We start from the raw sequence: 21,041 nt of genomic DNA, 5'->3' as shown, positions 1-21,041 counted from the left end.
ATATTGTCAAGAAAGTTCTAAGAAATCGACACGGTTTTTCGTAAGGAAAAATTAGGAAATCCAAGAAAACCCCGTATTTACGGGGTTTTCTTGGATTGAGAGAGCTAAATTTTACTATAATTTTTAAGTTGGACTGGGTAAATATGGGTTAATTCTTTGGTAATTTTTGCGCATTTCATTCGTTTTTCAGTTACTAGTTCTAAGTTTATAATACTGTTTTATTAACATATGTAACAATTTTACTCTGAAATTACGTTAATTTTACGCGCATAATAAGTCTTTGGAATTGTATAGATAATTGTGTAGGAAATTAAAGCGAAAAATACGACATCATTAATGTAATAGAATATAAATAAACCGGCAGAACTAATGCTGTAGTCAGAGAAATTTCTTGATTGAATATTCTTCAAGACCCCTTCCACGAATCCACTTTTTAATACCTTTAATCCATATCACTCGTAACAGCAATTCGCTGGACAGTACGGCCCCTAAAAGCAGTACCATAAATGTAGCGGAAAGTAAACGGTTGATAGAAATGTCGCCCTTTTTTCAAATACCATGCATTACTTAAGGTAACCGCAGGGATTCACTAATGTTCTATTATCTCAGGAAATTCTAAACTTGATGAAGAGTGAACTTCTTTAGAGTGATAAGATACAATATGATATAAAATGTTTTCCAATTGATCAATTGAATGATTAATCGAAAATTTTAATGATTCCTTTCTTCCTTCTTGAGCTAATTTATTTCTAATTTCCGGATATCTAATCAGATATTCGATAGCCGTATACAAATCAAAAAAATTTCCTTGCTCAGCTAACAGAATATTTTCACCTGGTTTTGCATAAACTCGAATACCCCCATTATCAGTTGATGCAACAGCAGTGCCTGAAGCAAACGCTTCCATAGGTGGCATTGAAAAAGATTCATAAACAGAACCACTAATTAGAATATCACTTTCACGATAAAGTTCGGCCAAAGCAATTTGCGAAGTATTTACTAAAATTTCGACTGGATAAGGAGCATTTATAGTAAATTCAACTTGTGAAGCCCAAGTAACTTGGAACCTATATCCATTATTCCATAATTGTCTTAGAACTTCTACTATCATAAAAAATCCTTTGAATAATAGACCTGGTTGCCCTACAAGAAGAATTTTCAAAAATCCATCATGTCGCTTTTCACAGTTTTCATTGAGAGGTTTATAGAATTCTGTATCGATCCCTGTATATAATAATGGTGAAATTCTACCATAGCGTGCTTTTAAAACGCTAGTAACGATAGGTGAAACAGAAGCTATTGCAATTGGCAAATGATATATATTACGGATTTCATTTAATGAGGGACTATTATGTGATTGTACAGATCCCCAATCACCAAATAAATTTTCCGAACCTTGTTCCCAATAGAGAATAGGTATTTGAAAGTTAACCATCCGGTTCAATTGTGTATAAAAGCCAATTACAATAGCGTCAATCTTATACTTTTTCAATGAAACAGAAATTTCTTCATCTGTAGATACACATATTTGTCCAGTTATATTTTCTTGACTTAATCCACTCCATAAAGGAATTGCATCTCTACCACCTAAATACATCAAATAAACATTATGTCCTCTTTCAAACAAAAATTTAGCGTGAGTTAAAAGATATTTTAATCCACCAGTAAGCTTAAGGTGCGGTAGCGCATATACTATATTTAATTTTCTATTAAAAAAAGCATCTTCTGTATATGAAATCTTGTCAAAAGATAAAGGTGATTTTATATCATTCTGCGTATAAAAATTATATATTTGCCATTTTTTCTCATTTAATTCATCATTATATTCTTGATATGTAAAATCAAATTCATGAAAACGGGTTGGATATAAGTAACGTATACCACTTGTATAATCTGTAGGTTTACCGTTCTCGCACATATAAACAGGAGAAACAACCATAACTGACTGTTTGGCGTAGTATATTAATTTTTTTAATATTTCATTTATATTTTGATTTTTACTAAGGATTTCACCTCTGATTAATATAACATGCCATCCATACGTTAGCTTTTTACTATCATTATTTGAAAATGAAATTGTATCGACATTGACAGAACGTCCCAATTTATTTGACAGGAAAATGAATAATTCATCATTCCTTTTCCCCGATTCATTAATATACAAGATACGTTTAGCCTTTTGTTGTTTCAAAAGTCTAAAGATATCGTTACTACAAATATAAGGAGTTAACATCATAATCCCCTTCCTCATAATAAAATGTATTGTAAATTTTATACTTTATGTTCGATGACTAATGTTGTTTATATATAGCAAAATAATAGTGGCTGTTTAAGAACGTTATACAAAACATTACCACCGACATAAGCAAAGCTGACCATAATCGTCAGGAAATCACTCTTTTTCCAATGCAATTTGTTCTTCGGCAGAAAACAATCCATATATCTTGTTCTCCAAAGCAGGGAAATCTGCAATCTTAGATGCTTTCAATAAAAACAATTTATTTTTCAAAGAAATAGGTTGATATAGCTTTAGTAAAAAGTCAAAAGTCATGTCTCCGGTTAGAATTTCTCCTTTTTCCGTTTTAAAAAGATACAGTATATCCTGAATAATAGGCATTAAGTATAGATTAAGTCTAAGGGCCAGCACACCATACCTCAGCATTTCAGAAACCATCCCAAACTCTCTATAAGAACAAAAAAGCATTTGATAAACTTCCAATAAACCGCCCACTATATCCAAAAAGCTGCCGCCATTATATTGATCTAGCATTTTTAATGCTTTTTCAAAATATAGAACAGCATTCTCTTTATTATCCCTTTTATAATACCAATAGCCAAACCAGTATTCCAAATCAGGTGATTCGCTCCCAGCTGCTTTACCCGCATCGTAGATATTAATAATTTTCTCTTCCGTACCTGTATTACTTAAAAATTTAAGTTTTAGATAATTACAAAATGCCGCTTCCAGCCTTGCCTTCGAACGAACTCTATCCGCATTTTCAATTACATGTAAATAAGATTGTTCCGCTTCACCGTATGATTCCAAGGCTAACAAGGCATCCCCTAAATATGACCATGCATTATAATTATCCGGGCACGCCTCCACCTCATGTCGAAGAATTCGTATATTACGTTCGCGTTTACCGGTTTCTTGATAAATCCGTCTCGTATAACCAGTATGACATATTTTTAGATCATTAGAGGCATCTATAATAACTAACTCATTACCATCTGATATATATAACGATTCATGTATTCGGTTATGATAACGCAAAACAGAAGTATTACGAAAAATACGTTCCTGATGACCAGTTGAAATAGCCTGTCCCTGGTCATCTAAATTAATCAACAAGCTTCTTACTGCATGGGGTTTCACCGTTTCATAATGCCCATTTTCTATTTGCATCAGAATGGGAATTATCTTTGCAACACTTTCAGATGTATAATATTCATCCGCATCTAAAAATACGATCCAATCCCCTTTCGCCTTGTCTATCGCGAAATTCTTGGCAGCCGAAAAATCATCAATCCATGGAAATTGAAAAACGGTAGCCCCCAATTCCTTGGCAATCTCAACAGTGTGGTCATCAGACCCTGTATCAACAACAATTTGTTCAAAGACAGTTCCTTTCCCCCACTCCAGAGCTCTTCTTATGTTTTTTTCCTCGTTTTTAACTATCATGCATTGAGATAACCGCACATTGCGAATCATAAAGATAAACCTCTTTTCATTTATATAGAATATCCCCCAAAAGGAACTAAGCCTTTCGAGGGATATAAATCAAGATAATTAAACAATTATATTATTTTAATAACTGTAAAACTCCCTGAGGAAGCTGATTTGCCTGAGCAAGCATAGCCTGAGAAGACTGAACCAGAATATTGTTCTTAGTATAGTTCATCATCTCTTTTGCCATATCAACGTCACGGATGCGGCTCTCTGCTGCAGTCATGTTCTCGGTGGTTACACCTAAGTTGTTGATAGTATGCTCAAGACGGTTCTGTAAAGCACCTAAATCACCACGGGTAGATGAAACAGTATTAATTGCATCTTTAATTGTCTTAATGGCATTCTTTGCACCGTTTTGAGTGCTCACATCTATAGAATCGAGACCAAGTGTCTTAGAGCTCATGGAACCAACGCTAACAGTCAGATTATTGAAATCATCACCGGTATCTCCAATTTGCAATGCCAATCCAGTTCCAGTTCCTCCTCCTACAGGTGTTCCCACACCCGAAATCTCACCAGCTAAGTTAGTAGCAAGAGTAGTTGAAGTCGCACCATTACCAACAATATCTATTTTGCCAAGTCCTACACTGGTCAGATCAATGGTAGCTGTTTCACCTGCTGCCAAAGTACCTGGTGCACCTGTACCTAAAGCTTTTCCTGCATTTGCACCATTTGTACGTTTAGTTACCTCTGCAAGATCAATAACTGTAGTCTTAGAAGAACCATCGTCATTATTAGTAACTACAACTGAAATCTTACCAGATCCAGCATCGGCAATTGATACATCCTGATTAGGCGCAATAGAAGCACCAGATGCGTTTAAAACTGTTGCTACAGTAAGGTCAGTTCCCGTAGTTACCATAGCTGTACCTGGTACACCTGTTGCCTTACCAAGGCTGCCATCTAACAGATTGATTCCGTTGAAGTTTGTACCTTCAGAAATACGGTCGATTTCACTCTTTAAAGAGTCAACTTCTTTTGTAAGGTTCTCACGGTCAACGTTATCCTGATAGGTTCCGTTAGCAGACTGTGTAGCCAGCTCAACCATACGGTTTAACATAGAGTGAACTTCTGTTAAAGCACCTTCAGCTGTCTGAACTAAAGAGATACCATCGTTTGCGTTCTTGGAAGCTGTCTCAAGACCTGTGATCTGTGCTCTCATCTTCTCAGAAATAGCAAGACCAGCTGCGTCATCACCTGCGCGGTTGATTCTGTAACCGGAAGATAATTTCTCAAGGTTCTTAGATACGGATGTGTTGTTGCTTCCTAACTGTCTGTAAGAGTTTAAAGCTGCGATATTGTGCTGAATTCTCATATGTTTATTCCTCCTTGAATGTGTATCAGGGAAATCCTTTTCCCTGAATGATAGGACGCTTTCTGGTTTCCAGATAAGCGTTAAGATGTTTGAAACCTCAGCGGGGTACCAGCCGCTTAGCGGGTTTCGTAAAAACTTGACACTTGTGTCTTTAAGAAGCCTGTCCAATAAATTAACACCGCAAAATCAGGTTAAAACCGCTTTGCAAAAGTAATTTATCATCATCTTCCTTTCACATACTTTATCGAGTCGATGACTTAAAAAGTTAAGTCATTTTTTGTAAATTTTTAAATATTTTTTGCAGGATTCAAAGAACCCACTCAGCAGCCATATAATAAAGTGATACCTGCATACCTGGCAGCGTCTTTAATCATTTTTCTACACCTGACGCCGCACTTCATTCTAAAAAGGAATCTATTATGACGCACAAATTTCTAATATTAGATACAGCTTCTGCCGACGGCTCTCTAAATTTCTGGATACGGGTGATTCAAAACCAGAATTTCCTGCTGCATATAGCCACAAATTTCCTTCCCACCCTGTCCTATCAGGAAAACTGTCTCCTGATCAGCCAGCTAAAGATACTAAAATCCCTGACCACTGACTTGGAATCCGCATTAAGTCATCCTTCAATACAAAATATCCCGATATCTTTCCAATCCATGTATCACAACATAAACTGGACGATTGATAAGCTAACATCGCTCATCTTAAACGACAACCGGGAAAAAGCAGCCGCATTAACCGAATATCAGCTAATTCCATTTCTACAGGAATGGCTGGAAGACACCTACTTCTGGACTCTGATCTATCCTGATAAGGAAAAAATGAACGAATACTATGAAACTGAATTTGCCGAAAACCACAAAAATACCTACAGCAACAGGGGCGAAAAATATCTTATTTCCATTATGATTCCTGTTTATAACAAACTGGAATATACCAAAAGATGTCTGGATAGTCTCTTCCGCAACACAGATCTCGCCAAATATCCCTGTGAGCTGATACTTCTCAATGACGGGTCCACCGACGGGACAGAAGAATACTTTGAAAGTCTGGGTATAACAAAGGTCATAAATTTAAAGGAAAATGTTAAAACAATGATCTTTTCCCTGCTATACCGGGTTTGCGAAGGGAAATATGCATCATTTGTGAATAACGACACCATTCTTACAGAACACTGGCTGGATAACCTTCTTACCTGCTTACAGTTTTACCCTAACGCAATCATGTCTGTTCCCAGCACGCCAAACACCAGCAACCTGCAGGGTATGGTGGCAGAATTCACCCCGGAGACTACAGAAACAACGGCGAAAGCCCATAACCGTACCTGCCCGTACCTCTGGGAAGAGCGGTGCAGGCTCATGCCTGTAATCGCATTATACGATGTGAATAAGGTGAATACCATTGGATTTGCAGACCGCTATTTTCATACTATGGAATTCTGGGATGATGATTTCAGTCTGCGTGCGAGAAGAGCGGGATTTCAGCAGATTCTCTGCCGGGATACCTGGTGCTATCATTATGGAAGCATTACCGGTAAGGACGACCAGGTTAAAAACAGAACCCTCTTAAATGGAAGATTACTGTTTCAAGAAAAACATGGGATTGATCCCTGGGGAAATAACTATTGTTATGATACCTATCAGCTATCCCACATTCTACTTACCATTCCACAGCAGTCTACGGAAGTTGCCACACTTGTCATTGATCCCGGCTTTGGAGCTGATGTGCTGCAATTTAAAACACAGCTTAGAAGACTGGAGAAAAAAAATTCTTTTTCATTCCTTATCAATGACTCTAACCTGAAAGACGATTTAAATCCATTTAATAGCCCGGTCATTGTGTCTCCCTCTATATTAGAAACACATAAGCACATTCCGGAGGGTCTCTACAACTATATCAGCCTGGGCAGGGATTTATCCATTTATCCGGACTACAAAGAGCTGATTACAGAATGTTCCACCCACTTAAAATCAGGTGGATTCCTATATTTTTATGTAGCAAACCCCTATGCCTATCATCTAAAGCAGGAACTTTCTGAAGAACGAATGCTAAACGGGAAAGATTCCCTGATGTTAATTAATATCCAGGAGCTTCTTCTGTTATTAATCAGCAAACTGAATTTAAAAACGCAGCTTAAAGCCATCCTGGATACCACAACACCCAAAGAACAAAAGGGCGGTTATACCGAACACCTGGACCGATTTTTCTTAATGTGCGAAAAACAGAGCTAACCACTCATTTTATCATGGCCTGCAAAAAAATTAAGGAGTAAAACCAATGAACCGGTTTTGCTCCTTAACTTTTTACTCTTAGACTCTTACATCAACATACTGTCCTAAACCAGTTGTCTTAATCTGATTTGGGACTGCCGCATCCATCATCTTTAAAAGATCGGCTGCCTGCATTTCCTGGTTATCCATTGCCTTCTTTGCAACGCTTAATCCGGCACTCTGTTGAATTTTAGAAGAGCTTAACTGCATACTCATTGCTGCAATATCCATATCTTTCTCCTTTCACATCACATGTTTTAAGAAATTATGGTTCAACACTAATTATATCGACATTTCTTATGGAACTGATAAGTCATACTCCCGGTTCCTGATAACAATCCAGAGTAAACCAAAACTCCACTCCGCCCTCAACGTTTCTTACACCGCAGGTCTTCTTGTGAGAGTCGATAATAGCCTTAACAATGGAAAGACCAATTCCGCTGCCACCATACTCCCGGGTGTGAGCCTTATCCACTTTGTAAAACTTCGTCCACAGCTTGGGTAAATCCTCGTCTGGAATACTCTGCCCCGTATTAAATACGGTTACAAGCGCTTCTTTCCCATTCTCTTCGGCAGTGATAATAATCTCCCGCTCTCCGCTCAGATGATTAAGTGCATTATTTAAATAATTGGTGATCACTTCTTCTATTTTAAATTCATCCGCATAAACACGAATGGTATCAAAAGTTTCCAATTTCACCTTAGCTTCCTTTTGCTGGATTAAAATCCCGGCAGATCCAATCACTCCGCGGATAAGCTCCGTCAAATCAAAGCATTCCAACTGTAAATCATCGTTGCCAAATTCCAGAGCAGTCAGATTCAGCAGCTGACGAACCATTTTGTTCATCTTATTGGCCTCATCCATTATCACCTCGCAGTAATAATCCCTGCTCTCCGGATCTTCTGCCATTCCCTCCGTTAAGCCTTCCGCATATCCCTGAATAAGAGCAATGGGTGTTTTCAGCTCATGGGACACATTAGCGATAAACTCCTTTCGCATCTCATCAATCTTTACTTTCTCCGCAATATCGTTCTGCAGTTCTTCATTGGCACTGCGCAGCTGTCCGATTGTATCCTTAAGCCGGTCGGACAACTGATTCATACTGTTGCCCAGGACACCGATTTCATCTTTTTCATCACCTGTGTATTTTGCCTCAAAGTCAAGACCGGACATCTTCTCTGACAAATTCGCCAGTTGAAGAATGGGTGTTGTAATACGTTTGGTAGTGAAATAAATAAACAAACTACCTATAATCAAAGCCATAGACCCTACATATGCCAGGAACCTGTTTGACAAAGCCACGCTGTCCCTGATACTCGACAGCGGTATGGAGATTAGAAAAATAGTTTTATTATCCGAAAAATATCCCCAGCTCTCTAGATAATAGGAATCCGAACGTCTATCATATGTTTTTTGAACAATATAATTGTTATGCTTTTTTAAAACTCTGGCCTGGGGCATGTCTTCACCGAAAATGTAATCCTCCACCCTGTTTTTTAAGAACTGGCGGTCACCGCTTGTAGGAATTAGATATTCGTCAGTTGTGCTGTCAATTAATATCATCATTAAATTGTATTTTTCGCCCATCGTCCGGAACAGCTTCTGTACAGATCCCTCATTCTTGAAATCAGGATCATAGGAATCATGATAATACTCGATAATTCCTTTTCCGCTTTCATTGGCCTGGGCTACTACCTGATCAATCTCTGTATAGGCCATTTCCAGGATACGAACCTTGGCTCTGGTGTAAAATCCCTCTAAAAACCAGTTGTTCACACACCAGGTAGTCAGAAGAACAAATGCCATCAGACAGACAAATATGATGGCAAAACGCGCCTTTATGGAATGCTTCATTCACTCACCTCTAACGATTATGTCACTTCAAATTTATAGCCCATTCCCCAGATGGTCCGGATGTAATCTCCCTTTTCTCCCATCTTGCTTCTTAATTTCTTCACATGAGTATCAATGGTCCTTGCATCACCGAAATAATCATAGTTCCATACATTATTAAGAATTTTTTCTCTGGAGAGAGCTATTCCCTGATTTTCCAGGAAATATGCCAGAAGCTCAAATTCTTTATAGCTTAATTCAATGTCTTTTCCATCAATGGTTACCTGATGTGCTACCTTATCTATGCAGATACCGCCGATCTCAACCGAATCCGTATTCACAGCATTGCTGCGTCTTAGTATGGCCTCTACACGGGCAACCAGGATCTTGGGGCTGAATGGCTTTGCTATATATTCATCCACTCCCAAATCAAATCCCTGAAGTTCATCCCTCTCTTCCGTCCTGGCTGTCAGCATAATGATCGGGACCTGGGAATACTTACGTATGGTCTTGCAAGTCTCCCACCCATCCATTTTCGGCATCATCACATCCAGAATAATCAGTACGATATCTTTTTGCTCAAAAAATATGTCTACCGCTTCCTCACCGTTTGATGCTTCCACTACGGTAAATCCTTTTACACTGAGGAAATCCTTTACCAGCTTTCTCATTCTGGCCTCGTCATCTACCACTAATATTTTTAACTGTTCCATAAAAACCTCCCGAAATCAGATCTCAACTGTTTTCCTGTATTTATGAAACATATTGTACCAAATTGATAGCGGAATATCTACATTTTCACAGAGATTTCACACCATTTCCCGATTAACCTCTGTAAAAGTAAAAAAAGGCAGATGCTCCTGTAAAAAGCATCTGCCTGTCCAATCGAATCTTATCTTAATTCAGTTGTAGGAATGGTATCCATATCATCAAACGCCTGATTCTCGCCGCCCATTGCCCAAACGAAGGTATAGTTGCTTGTACCTGCTCCGGAATGGATGCTCCAGGATGGGCTGATAACTGCCTGCTCATTCTGCATAACGATGTGTCTGGTCTGATTGCCTTCGCCCATCATGTGGAATACTACATTGTTCTCCGGAATCTCGAAGTACATATAGATTTCCATACGTCTCTCGTGAGTATGAGATGGCATGGTGTTCCATACACTGCCTGGATCCAAAACGGTCATTCCCATGGATAACTGGCAGGTCTCAAGTACATCCGGATGGATGAACTGGTTGATCACGCGCTTGTTGGAAGTTTCCATTGCACCCAGTGGCTTCTTGGCTGCCTTTTCGATGGGGATAAAGGTAGTCTTGCATGCCTTGTGAGCAGGAGCACTTACCATATAAAATTTAGCTGGGTTTGATGCATCATCACTGGAGAATAATACTTCTTTGGTTCCCTTTGTGATGTATAAGCAGTCTTTGTAGCCCATGCTGAATTCTTCTCCATCTGCTTTGATCTTTCCTGATCCGCCGATGTTGAAGATACCGATCTCACGTCTCTCGAGGAAAAAGCCTGTACCAAAGTTTTTCCAGATATCAATTCCCTTGTCAATGGAAACGGTTTCTGTTGTTGGCATACAGCCCAGTGTTACCATACGGTCAACATGGGAGTAAACAGCTACCACTTCATTGGCAACGTATAAGTTCTCAATTAAAAATTCGTCTCTTGTTTCTTCTGTTGTGTAACGCTTAAAATCTTTCTGATTAGCAGAGTAACGAATATCCATTTATAAAAAGCCTCCTTATTTGTATTTGAAATAACTGACCATCTCCATGGTATCATAAGGCAGTTTTTAATTCAACATCTTATTGGATTATTTTAAATTTATCCACTTCTTTCTGGAGAAGTGCGGCCTGGGCTGACAATTCTTCACTGGAAGCGGAACTTTCTTCTGCTGTAGCCGCATTGCTCTGGACCACATAAGAGATCTCATTAATTCCGTTGCTGACACTAACCATAGCAACGGCCTGCTCTCTTGCGGACTGCTCCACTGATTCCATAAGCCCTTTGGCTTGATTTGCCTGTTCCATAACCTCTGCCAGAATCTGGGCATTTTCTTTTGCAGTACCCATACCATCCGTCACAGCCCGGGCTGCATTTTCCACAAGCAGCGCAGTACGTTTGGCAGCTTCTGCGGATTTTGCTGCAAGGCTGCGGACTTCATCTGCAACTACCGCAAATCCCTGGCCTGCTTCTCCTGCACGTGCCGCTTCTACCGCTGCATTCAGTGCCAGAAGATTTGTCTGAGAGGCAATTGCATCTACATCCTTTGTAATCTTTGCGATTTCATCGGAAGTGTTTTTAATTTCATCCATTGCCAGAAGCATCTGCTTCATCTTCTCGTTGCTTTCTTCAACCCGCGACAACGTCTGCTCTGCATAGCCGGCAGCCTGACCGATATGAGCAGAACTTTGCTCTGCCTTCTCTGTAATCTCTGTTATGGCAGAAGAAAGCTGGTCAATGGTTCCTGCCTGTTCTGTCGCTCCGGCTGCAAGTGCAGATGCTGCATCCGCCACCTGGGAAGAGCCTGAATTCACCTGCCCGGCCGACTCACGAATTAAGCCTAATGTCCGGTTTAACTGCTCATAAATCAGAACCAGAGAATCATGGATGGTAGAAAAATCTCCGGCATACTCCCTGGTTACAGGAAGTGTCATATCTCCAGCCGCCATATTTTTTAAGTGAAGTGTAATATCACCCACTACTTCTTTCATCTGCCCGATCAGTTCATCGGTTGCCTGGGAGAGTACCTCCATCTCATCGCCGGTATTCACAACTTCAACGGGAGGGGTATGAACATCTCCGTCGGAAAGCAGTTTAAGCCGCTCAGATATGGGACTTAATGGAGCAGTAATCTTATGCAGGAACTTGACAAGTACGATTAAACCTGTGAAGCAGATCAATAAGGCTACAACTGCCAGCAGTATAATATTTAGTATTTTTTCCCTGTGATATCCTGCAACAGCACTGTCTATGTCGTCTATGTAGTTTCCCGTACTGATGTACCAGTCATATGGCTCAAATTTTATGGTATAAGCCCGTTTAGCAAATGTGCCTTCCTGGCCTGGTTTTGTAAAGTAGAAATCGGTGAAACCACCTCCGGGCTGGGATCCGTTTTTAATAAATTCACGGATATAGTAATCTCCCTTCAGATCCTTCTCATCGTAGCGTTCTTTCCCTTCATATTCCGGATTCATATGAACTGCGCAGAGACCAGTGGAAGTATCTGCCCAGAAATATCCGTTTCCATTGTCATAACGCGTATCGCGGACAATGGCTTTGGCATTGTCTAATGCCTCTTTTTCTGTAATTTCACCGGATTTATAGCGGTCATAATTAACCTGTAACACACTAACCAGACTTTCAGTCGCTGTTTTAATATTTAAATCATAACTTTCGTAACTGGAATCGATCCAGTTCTGGTAAACCCGGTCCAGGCTGATATAAAAAATGGTTGTCAGAGCGGATATAATTAACATTACCATTACACTGACGAATACAACCAGCTTTCCTGTTACCTGCAATCTCTTACTCTTTTGTGCCTTCATGTAATACCCCTTTCTGATTGCAATATAATACAATATGGATTAGCATACACGGTATTTATAAAATCTGCAACTGAGGTTTACTGAAAGTTTATTAAATTTCTGTAAAATATTTGTCAAATTTTAAACAATTAAAAAAATTCCCAAAAAAAGACACAAATATGGCGTTTTGAAACCTGTGTCTTTCTTCGGGAATATGTTTTTATTCTTTTATGGCTGCCTGAATTAATTTTAAATTACTTTTCAGACGCTCATTGCCGGGGGCAAAAAGAAGAGCTGCTTTTGCATGGTCCTGGGATTCAGAATACAATCCCAGCCGGTAAGCGGCAATGGCGCAAAGGTCATCTGGGGTATAATCCCAGGAATAACCCATATTTACAAAGGTCCTTGACTTTTCTTTTATCTTCAGCGCTTCCAGAGTCAGATAATAAGCCATGGGCCAGTCACTCAGCTCATAGCAGATTTTGGCAAACTCCACATAAGGATCCCGCATGCCTGGAACTTCTGCAATGGCTTTAAAATACCACTGGTATGCTTCTTTTATCTTATCCAGCCGATAATATGATCTGGCAATCCAGCGCATGGCTGCACACCGTTCATCACACCAGGTTGCCGTGGGAAGCAGCAAATACTCCTTTAAGGTTTTAATGCTCTCCAGCCATTTGCTCTTATACATATACTCTCTGCCAAGATAGTACCGCATCCGTTCATCTCCCGGTGCTTCCGCAACTGCCAGCTCTAAAAGAGGCAGATAGGAACCCCTGGATTTGGTAGGATCGGGGTAATGACTTAACACCATTCCTTCAATATAAATTGTCTCCAGAGGTGATTTTCCACAGTACTGAACAAACTCATGTACCGGGCATTTCCACCGGAAGTCCTTACGCTGATGCACTTTGAAATAATAAAACTGTATATCCGGTGTTCCGTCTGGCTTTAAACTCCAGTTGTAAAGATAGCGGCCGGTCTTGGCAACAGCTCCCTTATTAACAGGCTTATGATTTACCCACGCTTCTTCCAGCCGTTTTCTCCACCCTGGTTCAAACCGCTCATCAAGATCGGTGCAGACACAGATATCCACATCTTCCGGTACGTGATCCAAAGAGATATTTCTTGCCACATCAAACCGCCATGGCTTTACAATATCTACGTAGACTATGGCTCCCCGCTCGTTTAGCTTTTTTACCGTATCATCTTCCGATCCGGTGTCTGTGACAACTATGAGGTCAGCTTCATTCATGGAATCCATCCAACTATCTACAAATGATGCTTCATTTTTACAGATTGCATAAACACAGATTTTCAGACCGCTCATCAGGATTCCTCCTTAGCTGCCGGTTTTCTGCTCTTTTGCTGAATCAGCAGAAGATTGCTTTGAAGCCTTTTATTTTCCGGGTCTGTTTTTAAAGCCTCATCTGCATACCTTTCGGCTGTTTCATACATTCCAAGCCGGTAAGCGCTGATTGCTGCATAATCATATAATGCATATCCCCAGCTTGCCGGGTCTACCAGATAGCTTCCCGTGCTTTCTTTAATTGTCAGTCCCCTTTGAGCCATGGCAAAGCTCAAGGCCCAATTGGATTCCAGATATCCAAACTTCGCTAAAGCAATATAAGGTTCTCTCACCTCCGGGCACTCTGCAAGAGCCCGGTACAGCCAGACAAGTTCTTCTCTCTTATTGCCCTTTTCTGCATAGGCATGAGCAATAAAGCGCATAGAGGCACTACGTTCTTCCATCCATCTGGCGGTGGGCATGGAAAGATGTTTACTTAGTGTCTGTATGGCCTGGTCATAATCTCCATGGTATACATATTCTCTGCCCAGCCAGAATGTGGCCCTGTCATCAAAGGGATTTTCTTTTACGGATAACTCCAGAAGGGGCAGATACTGGGTTCTCGGTTTTGAATTATCCGGGTAATGATTTAATACAAGTCCCGTCACCCAACCTGATTTTTCCGGTTCTGATCCACTATACTCCAATATTTCATGAACCGGATGAATCCAACGGTATCCATGACGTTTATGAATCTTTTCCATGGGATACTGCTTCTTTGGTGTTCCGTCAGAATTCAGGGAAAATGTGAATAAATATCTGGCACGGGTCTGTTTCGGTTTCCACGCAGACTCTAAGATTTTTCTCCAGCCCGGTATAAATACTTCATCTAAATCATTGGATACGCAGATATCTGCATCTTCAGGCACATGATCAAGAGCAACGTTTCGGGCCGTGTCAAATCTCCATGGGGAAATGGTTTCCTCATATACAGTCGCCCCCCTGGATCTGAGCTTTTCAACAGTGCCGTCTGTAGAGCCTGTATCGGTTACAATCACTTCATCGGCTTCCGATACCGCATCCATCCATCGGTCCACAAACTGTTCTTCATTCTTGCTGATTGCATAAACGCATATCTTATATCGGTTCAATCAAACCATCTCCTTTTAGAATATTCTGATTGCTAGATACAATATATGCAAAAACAGTCTGTCCTGTGATAAAAATAAGACAATTCGGTTTCTTTATGAAAGATTGACTCCGTATATGATTTCATAAATCTCTTTCTTAAAAGGCATAAATTCCTCCTCAGTAAATGGCTTTCCATAACTTGTAACCCATAACTGCATTGGACTGTCCTGTGGTTTTAACGGCATCTGTTCATAGTAAAAATGATTGACATAAAATCCCAACCGTTCATAAAATACTGCCCTTTTTCCTGTTGCGGGATTTTCCACCGTCACAGGCTCAATTTCCAAAAATACAGGTTTTTTTATTTCTTTTACTGCTTCTTCGATCAGAAGTTTGCCATAGCCCTTTCCTCTTGAAATCTTTGCAGTTGCCAGATGCTCAAAAAAGGCACATCCAGGCAGATCCCAGTATCCCAGAAACGCCATGATTCTTCCATCTTCTTCCACAGCCATGGTATGATAGGCGGGGTTGTCAAACACAAGTTTCTGGCTTTCCTTTGTACGTCTTTCCTGATCTATAAATGACTCCTGGTAAATGGAATATATTTCTTCAAAGCGGTTCTGTGGTTCTCTGATTAACATTTTTTATCTCCTGTGGTTCTAATTTTATTATTTGTATCTATTGTATCATAAATTTCTTATATTTGCAGACAAATGCACCCTGTCCGGATCTCTCCTGTTAATCTGGCAGGAGAAACCACGGGCAGGGCGCATGGTTATATTACTTTAAGTTTATCTGTTTACTGAATCGTGATTCTTCCCTGTCCTGCCGGATTTGCATAATCAGTGCCTACATTTCCGCCTAAGTTATTGCGGATGAAAGCCGAGAGAATATCCACATCTGTCATTACATCGTCACGGATTACTTTGCTGTTTTTAAACATTGTCATACCATCACCAGCCATCTTTAACATGTAATTGTGAGAAGCCACGGTATAAACTTTGGAAGTATCAAGAGGAGAATCGCCAATCATGATATCTGCTACCCGGTATGCTCCTCCTACTTTTACAAAGTTACCTTTTTCATCTACCTGAACACTGGATGGAACAGAAGTCTTAATGGTATATTTTAAACCGGATACCTGTAAAAAGCCACCGCTTTCCTTCGGATAATTACGGGAAGCCATCTCCAGGGCATCCTTAATCTGCTGACCGGTAACTTCTGCTACGCAGCCCATGTTGCCAAAAGGATGTACCGTAAGAGTATCGTTGTATGTGATATTTCCCGGTTTAATGCCTGCACGGACACCGCCGCCGTTTACAATACCGATGTCTGCTCCAAGTACCTGACGGTATGCATCTGCACAGAGATCACCTAAGTTGGTTTCTCCGCTTCTGACTGCCCGTTCCCCTGTAGCCGGATTGTTGATGGTCAGTTCCACGTCAGTATGTCCCAATACGACTTTTAAGGATTCATTATACTGGGCCTGAATGTGCTTGATAAACTGGTCTGTATCATAATCCAGGGCTTTTCCATCCTTGGATACTGCTGTTTTGCCCGGAACCACCAGCTGACTTCCCAGAGTAAGAACGTTTGGATCCTTAATCTTGTCCCTGTTTGCATTATAAATTTCTCTCCAGCGGTCAAAAGAGCCTAATTCTCTTTTTGCAATACGGCTTAAGGAATCGCCTTTTTGTACGGTGTAGGTACTGGATACTGCACCTGCAGGAACTTCAGCTACTAACTCACTGGCAAGCGAACCGTCAGGACGTATGGTCAGCTTTCCGATATTCTTTAATTTAGTTCCTGTCTGGGTAAGGAGCACGTCCTTTCCATCTTTATTCTTTATATTTTTTGAGTATTCTTCATGAGAGTGGCCGTCAATTAATGCATCAATTCCATTTGTGTTCTTAATTACACTATCAGAAGTCCATCGGTCCGTGGTGCCGTTTTCCCCAAGATGGCCTACTAAAATAACGTACTGTGCACCTTCTGTTCTGGCACTGTTAACGGACTGCTGAATCTGTTCGTAAAGCTTTTTGCCGGTTTCATCTTCACAGAAACCATAAATATAATTGCCGCTTCCGTCCTGGAAGTAGGCTGGTGTTGACTTGGTAAAGCTCTCCGGTGTGGTTGCGCCTACCAGGGCAACTTTTGTATTGCCGTATGTAAACATCTTATAAGGAGCAAACACTGGAGTATTGGTCTTTAAATCAATAAAGTTGCTGGAATAGTAACCGCAGTTTAATTTGCCTGCCAGTTCCAAAAACCTTGGCATACCGTAATCATATTCATGATTGCCCGGCACGGCAAAATCATATCCGACCTGATTCATAATGTCGATGATGTATCCGCCGTCTGAAAGCGTTCCGATGGGAGCTCCCTGAATCGCATCACCGGCATCAATCAGAGTCACGTAGGGCGTCTGGGCTTTCATCTCTTTTTTATAAAGAGACAGACCTGCATAACCGATCTTTTCATCAATGCCGCAGTGAACGTCATTGGTATACAGAATCACAATATCCTGATCTGCAGCCCTGGCCGGAAATGATAGACCTGTAGCAAGGGACAAAACCATGAGTACGGACAGGCAAAGAGACAGAAACCTTCTTTTTGTACTTCCTTTCATTGCTTGAATCCTCCTTTAACATATGCTTTTTCCTATATTATATCAGATCAATGTAAAATTTCCATATTATTTTGTTAATATTTTCCTTTTATCTGATTCTTTATTTCACAAAAAAACCTCTCTGCCTTAGCTTGTTCGCTTTGCAGAGAGGTTTTATCTTTATTTATTCAGACTCTGTTTCTTCACTCACTTTAATTCCAAGATCTTCCAGCTGTTTGGGATCTACCGGTGCCGGTGCCTCAGACATTAAGCAGGACGCATCTTTTACTTTCGGGAATGCAATTACGTCACGGATGCTGTCTGCCCCCACCATGAGCATGATTACACGGTCAAGACCATAAGCCAGACCTGCATGAGGCGGTACACCGTATTTAAATGCATCTAACAGGAAGCCGAACTGATCATTTGCCTGCTCTTTGGTAAAGCCCAGTACTTCAAACATTTTAGACTGAATATCACCCTGGTGGATACGGACAGATCCGCCGCCTAACTCTGTACCGTTTAACACGATATCATAAGCTTTGGCGCGTACAGCACCCGGATTCGTATCAATCATAGCCCAGTCTTCTTCCATAGGCATGGTAAATGGGTGGTGCATGGCTGTAAATCGTCCCTGTTCCTCGGAATACTCAAGTAATGGGAATTCCGTTACCCATAAGAACTTAAATACATCTTTCTTTAAGAGTTCTAACTGTCTTGCCAGTTCCAGACGGAGGTTACCCAGTACGTCAAATACAACCTTGTCTCTGTCTGCAGCAAATAAAAGAAGATCTCCTGGCTGTCCATCCATGGCATCTGCCAGTGTCTTAAGTTCTTCTTCTGACATAAATTTGGAGAAGGAACATTTATAAGTTCCGTCTTCGTTTACTGCCAGATAAGCAAGACCTTTTGCACCGAAGCCCTTTGCATAGTCAACAAGAGCATCGATCTTTTTCCTTGGAATGGCCGCCTGTCCTTTTGCATTAATACCGCGGACAGATCCACCGTTTTCTAATGCTCCCTTAAATACAGCAAACTCGGTATCCTTTACAACCTCAGACACGTTTTTCAGTTCCATTCCAAAACGCATATCCGGCTTATCAGAACCAAAACGATCCATGGCTTCTCTCCAGGTCATACGTGTAATCGGAAGCTCCAGATCGAAATTGCAGATTTCCTTAAACAGCTTTTTCAACAGTCTTTCATTGACTGCCAGTACATCTTCCACATCTACAAAGGACAGCTCCATATCGATCTGTGTAAATTCCGGCTGTCTGTCTGCACGTAAGTCTTCGTCACGGTAGCATCTTGCCAGCTGGAAATAACGGTCATAGCCAGAGCACATCAGCAGCTGTTTAAAAAGCTGGGGAGACTGGGGAAGGGCATAAAAGGAACCAGGATGAACACGGCTTGGCACCAGATAATCTCTTGCGCCTTCCGGTGTGCTCTTAATGAGAGTCGGAGTCTCGATCTCTAAAAAGCCTTCTTCTGCCAGAAATGCTCTTGTTAAGGTAGCAACCTGGCTTCTGATCATGATATTTTTCTGAATGTCCGGTCTTCTTAAATCCAGATAACGGTATTTCAGTCTCAGTTCTTCTTTTGTTTTGCTGTTTTCCTCAACCGGGAAAGGAGGAGTCTCAGATTCTGAGAGAATTCTCAGGCTCCTGGCACGCACTTCAATGGCGCCGGTGGTCAGATTCTCATTCACACCGCCTGAACGGTTCTCCACCACACCAGTAACAGCGATAACAAACTCACTTCTCAGTTTTTCCGCTTTTGCAAAATTCTCTGCTCCGCAATCGCTCTCTTCGAAGATGATTTGCAGAATTCCGGAACGGTCTCTTAAATCAACGAAAATAATTCCGCCCTTATTTCTGCTTTTCTGAACCCAGCCCATTACTGTAACTTCATTTCCTGCACAGGCTGCTGTAACTTCCGTACATCTATGGGATCTTTTTAAACCCAACATTGACTCTGCCATAATTTCCTCCTAATTCGTTTCCTTCAGTGCTTCTTTATAAAATTCCTTAAACTGGGTATATCCTTCTTTTATAAGGCTTTCCTTCTGGAACTTTTTATTTTTATTCATCTGGGATACCAGGACTGTCTTACCTTTGGCACGCTCATTCATGGCCTCTTTCACTGCTTCATTCATGACCGCATCGCTTACACCCTTTTCAATCAGGAATGCAAACCGTTCTTCACTGCCAGGTACTGTAAAGCCTTCTTCCATAAGAATGGTGATAATCCGTTCAAAACCAATGGAAAATCCACACGCAGGAGTATCCATTCCGGTAAATTTGCCGATCATCTTGTCATAACGGCCGCCTCCGCCTACGGAGCCTGGGAAACCGTCTACCAGAATCTCAAAGATGGTTCCAGTATAGTAAGACATTCCACGTACCAGAGTGGGATCAAATTCGATCTTAAACTGGCTGGTGGTAATTGCACTCACGCTGTCAATAATAGCCGCCAGATTCTCTGCCTGCTCCGGATCCATGGCATCTTTTAATACTTCCTTTAAACTTCTGATACCGGCTGCGTCTCTGGTCACTGTCTCAAACAGGGCTAAATAGTTATTGACATTCTCTTCCGGATAACCCGCTTCTTTTAACTCACCAGCAACGCCATCCATACCGATCTTGTCCATCTTATCAAGAATAATAAAAACCTGATCATAAGCTTCTTCTGAAAATCCACAGTGAGCTGCCATGCCCTTTAAGATATTACGGTCATTAATTCTTACCGTATATCCTTTAAATCCAATCTTTCCAAGGAGAGTCGTCGTCGCAAGAATCAGTTCGATCTCCGCCAGTCTGGTGGGATCTCCAAGGATATCGATGTCACACTGAACGAACTGTCTGAAACGTCCTCTCTGGGGACGGTCTGCTCTCCAGACACTTCCCATCTGAAGGGATTTAAATGGGGCCGGTAAAACTGCTGCATTGTTGGAATAATATCTGGAAAGGGGGACTGTCAGATCATAACGCAGTCCGCTGTCTACCAGATCATTCTCCATCTGCGCTGTTTCCAGATTCAGTTTTTCTCCCCGCTTCATAATCTTGAAAATCAGTTTTTCATTGTCGCCGCCCTGTTTGCTGCTTAAGTTCTCAATGTGTTCTACACAGGGAGTTTCAATGGAATTAAATCCAAATCCGCCGTATGTCTCCCGAATCTGGTTCATTACATATTCCCGCACCTGCATTTCCGCAGGGAGTATGTCCTTCATTCCGGTAACCGGTTTCTTTTTTAATGACATTTTTTTCACTCCGTTTATTATATTTTCTATCTTTCTTAGAAATCGCAAATCATGCTTTCTA

Annotated in this window: 15 protein-coding genes; 1 reads left to right on the top strand and 14 read right to left on the bottom strand. The window is 40.9% G+C overall.

Features of this window, described 5'->3' with window-relative positions; genetic code table 11:
- Nucleotides 1-589: 589 nt before the first annotated feature.
- From ABS301_RS23320 to ABS301_RS23310, 3 genes are all read right to left on the bottom strand, one after another.
- Nucleotides 590-2,236 (bottom strand): glycosyltransferase family 4 protein, encoded by a 1,647-nt coding sequence (locus ABS301_RS23320; RefSeq protein WP_349674465.1) that lies wholly within the window; start codon nucleotides 2,234-2,236, stop codon nucleotides 590-592.
- A gap of 156 nt (nucleotides 2,237-2,392) precedes the next feature.
- Nucleotides 2,393-3,712: a glycosyltransferase family 2 protein gene (locus ABS301_RS23315; protein ID WP_349674464.1), complete on the bottom strand. Its 1,320-nt coding sequence runs from the start codon at nucleotides 3,710-3,712 to the stop codon at nucleotides 2,393-2,395.
- A 91-nt stretch (nucleotides 3,713-3,803) separates the two neighbouring features.
- Nucleotides 3,804-5,045, bottom strand: coding sequence for a flagellin N-terminal helical domain-containing protein (locus ABS301_RS23310; protein ID WP_349674463.1), 1,242 nt, complete (start codon nucleotides 5,043-5,045; stop codon nucleotides 3,804-3,806).
- Between the two features lie 419 nt (nucleotides 5,046-5,464).
- Between ABS301_RS23310 and ABS301_RS23305 the strand changes: the two genes are divergently transcribed.
- The gene (locus ABS301_RS23305) at nucleotides 5,465-7,282 is read left to right on the top strand and encodes a glycosyltransferase family 2 protein (protein WP_349674462.1); all 1,818 of its coding nucleotides are present in this window, start codon (nucleotides 5,465-5,467) and stop codon (nucleotides 7,280-7,282) included.
- Between the two features lie 78 nt (nucleotides 7,283-7,360).
- Here the strand turns inward: ABS301_RS23305 and ABS301_RS23300 are convergent, their stop codons facing one another.
- From ABS301_RS23300 to hisS, 11 genes are all read right to left on the bottom strand, one after another.
- Nucleotides 7,361-7,552 carry a YjfB family protein gene (locus tag ABS301_RS23300; protein WP_277409070.1) on the bottom strand — a complete coding sequence of 64 codons (192 nt, stop codon included), beginning with the start codon at nucleotides 7,550-7,552 and terminating at the stop codon, nucleotides 7,361-7,363.
- 82 nt (nucleotides 7,553-7,634) lie between these two features.
- Nucleotides 7,635-9,176 (bottom strand): sensor histidine kinase, encoded by a 1,542-nt coding sequence (locus tag ABS301_RS23295; RefSeq protein ID WP_349674461.1) that lies wholly within the window; start codon nucleotides 9,174-9,176, stop codon nucleotides 7,635-7,637.
- A gap of 17 nt (nucleotides 9,177-9,193) precedes the next feature.
- The gene (locus ABS301_RS23290; protein ID WP_104438812.1) at nucleotides 9,194-9,868 is read right to left on the bottom strand and encodes a response regulator transcription factor; all 675 of its coding nucleotides are present in this window, start codon (nucleotides 9,866-9,868) and stop codon (nucleotides 9,194-9,196) included.
- Between the two features lie 179 nt (nucleotides 9,869-10,047).
- Nucleotides 10,048-10,890, bottom strand: coding sequence for a 5-dehydro-4-deoxy-D-glucuronate isomerase (kduI, locus tag ABS301_RS23285; RefSeq protein ID WP_349674460.1), 843 nt, complete (start codon nucleotides 10,888-10,890; stop codon nucleotides 10,048-10,050).
- A gap of 79 nt (nucleotides 10,891-10,969) precedes the next feature.
- The gene (locus tag ABS301_RS23280) at nucleotides 10,970-12,712 is read right to left on the bottom strand and encodes a methyl-accepting chemotaxis protein (RefSeq protein WP_349674459.1); all 1,743 of its coding nucleotides are present in this window, start codon (nucleotides 12,710-12,712) and stop codon (nucleotides 10,970-10,972) included.
- A 199-nt stretch (nucleotides 12,713-12,911) separates the two neighbouring features.
- Nucleotides 12,912-14,024 (bottom strand): tetratricopeptide repeat-containing glycosyltransferase, encoded by a 1,113-nt coding sequence (locus ABS301_RS23275; RefSeq protein ID WP_349674458.1) that lies wholly within the window; start codon nucleotides 14,022-14,024, stop codon nucleotides 12,912-12,914.
- Nucleotides 14,024-15,133, bottom strand: a complete 1,110-nt coding sequence (locus ABS301_RS23270; RefSeq protein WP_349674457.1) for a tetratricopeptide repeat-containing glycosyltransferase — start codon at nucleotides 15,131-15,133, stop codon at nucleotides 14,024-14,026. The genes ABS301_RS23275 and ABS301_RS23270 overlap by 1 nt, the downstream gene beginning before the upstream one ends.
- A gap of 93 nt (nucleotides 15,134-15,226) precedes the next feature.
- Complete coding sequence (locus tag ABS301_RS23265) at nucleotides 15,227-15,754, bottom strand: GNAT family N-acetyltransferase (protein ID WP_349674456.1); 528 nt, start codon at nucleotides 15,752-15,754, stop codon at nucleotides 15,227-15,229.
- 158 nt (nucleotides 15,755-15,912) lie between these two features.
- Nucleotides 15,913-17,742 (bottom strand): 5'-nucleotidase C-terminal domain-containing protein, encoded by a 1,830-nt coding sequence (locus ABS301_RS23260; RefSeq protein WP_502878000.1) that lies wholly within the window; start codon nucleotides 17,740-17,742, stop codon nucleotides 15,913-15,915.
- Nucleotides 17,743-17,905: 163 nt separating this feature from the next.
- Entirely contained in the window at nucleotides 17,906-19,702 is a 1,797-nt protein-coding gene (aspS, locus tag ABS301_RS23255; RefSeq protein WP_349674455.1) for an aspartate--tRNA ligase, read from the bottom strand.
- 9 nt (nucleotides 19,703-19,711) lie between these two features.
- On the bottom strand, nucleotides 19,712-20,980 hold the full coding sequence (hisS, locus tag ABS301_RS23250; protein ID WP_349674454.1) for a histidine--tRNA ligase: 1,269 nt from the start codon (nucleotides 20,978-20,980) through the stop codon (nucleotides 19,712-19,714).
- Nucleotides 20,981-21,041 lie beyond the last annotated feature (61 nt).

The organism is Lacrimispora sp., from assembly GCF_031982545.1.
Lineage (GTDB): Bacteria > Bacillota > Clostridia > Lachnospirales > Lachnospiraceae > Lacrimispora.
This window is presented reverse-complemented; position numbering and strand designations above follow the sequence as displayed.

What these genes read in the sequence shown, in the direction of transcription:
- ABS301_RS23310 (WP_349674463.1), bottom strand. Translation starts at nt 5,045, where the DNA reads ATGAGAATTCAGCACAATATCGCAGCTTTAAACTCTTACAGACAGTTA.
- kduI (WP_349674460.1), bottom strand. Translation starts at nt 10,890, where the DNA reads ATGGATATTCGTTACTCTGCTAATCAGAAAGATTTTAAGCGTTACACA.
- ABS301_RS23260 (WP_502878000.1), bottom strand. Translation starts at nt 17,742, where the DNA reads ATGAAAGGAAGTACAAAAAGAAGGTTTCTGTCTCTTTGCCTGTCCGTA.
- ABS301_RS23290 (WP_104438812.1), bottom strand. Translation starts at nt 9,868, where the DNA reads ATGGAACAGTTAAAAATATTAGTGGTAGATGACGAGGCCAGAATGAGA.
- ABS301_RS23320 (WP_349674465.1), bottom strand. Translation starts at nt 2,236, where the DNA reads ATGATGTTAACTCCTTATATTTGTAGTAACGATATCTTTAGACTTTTG.
- ABS301_RS23295 (WP_349674461.1), bottom strand. Translation starts at nt 9,176, where the DNA reads ATGAAGCATTCCATAAAGGCGCGTTTTGCCATCATATTTGTCTGTCTG.
- hisS (WP_349674454.1), bottom strand. Translation starts at nt 20,980, where the DNA reads ATGTCATTAAAAAAGAAACCGGTTACCGGAATGAAGGACATACTCCCT.
- ABS301_RS23265 (WP_349674456.1), bottom strand. Translation starts at nt 15,754, where the DNA reads ATGTTAATCAGAGAACCACAGAACCGCTTTGAAGAAATATATTCCATT.
- ABS301_RS23280 (WP_349674459.1), bottom strand. Translation starts at nt 12,712, where the DNA reads ATGAAGGCACAAAAGAGTAAGAGATTGCAGGTAACAGGAAAGCTGGTT.
- ABS301_RS23315 (WP_349674464.1), bottom strand. Translation starts at nt 3,712, where the DNA reads ATGATTCGCAATGTGCGGTTATCTCAATGCATGATAGTTAAAAACGAG.
- ABS301_RS23300 (WP_277409070.1), bottom strand. Translation starts at nt 7,552, where the DNA reads ATGGATATTGCAGCAATGAGTATGCAGTTAAGCTCTTCTAAAATTCAA.
- aspS (WP_349674455.1), bottom strand. Translation starts at nt 19,702, where the DNA reads ATGGCAGAGTCAATGTTGGGTTTAAAAAGATCCCATAGATGTACGGAA.
- ABS301_RS23305 (WP_349674462.1), top strand. Translation starts at nt 5,465, where the DNA reads ATGACGCACAAATTTCTAATATTAGATACAGCTTCTGCCGACGGCTCT.
- ABS301_RS23275 (WP_349674458.1), bottom strand. Translation starts at nt 14,024, where the DNA reads ATGAGCGGTCTGAAAATCTGTGTTTATGCAATCTGTAAAAATGAAGCA.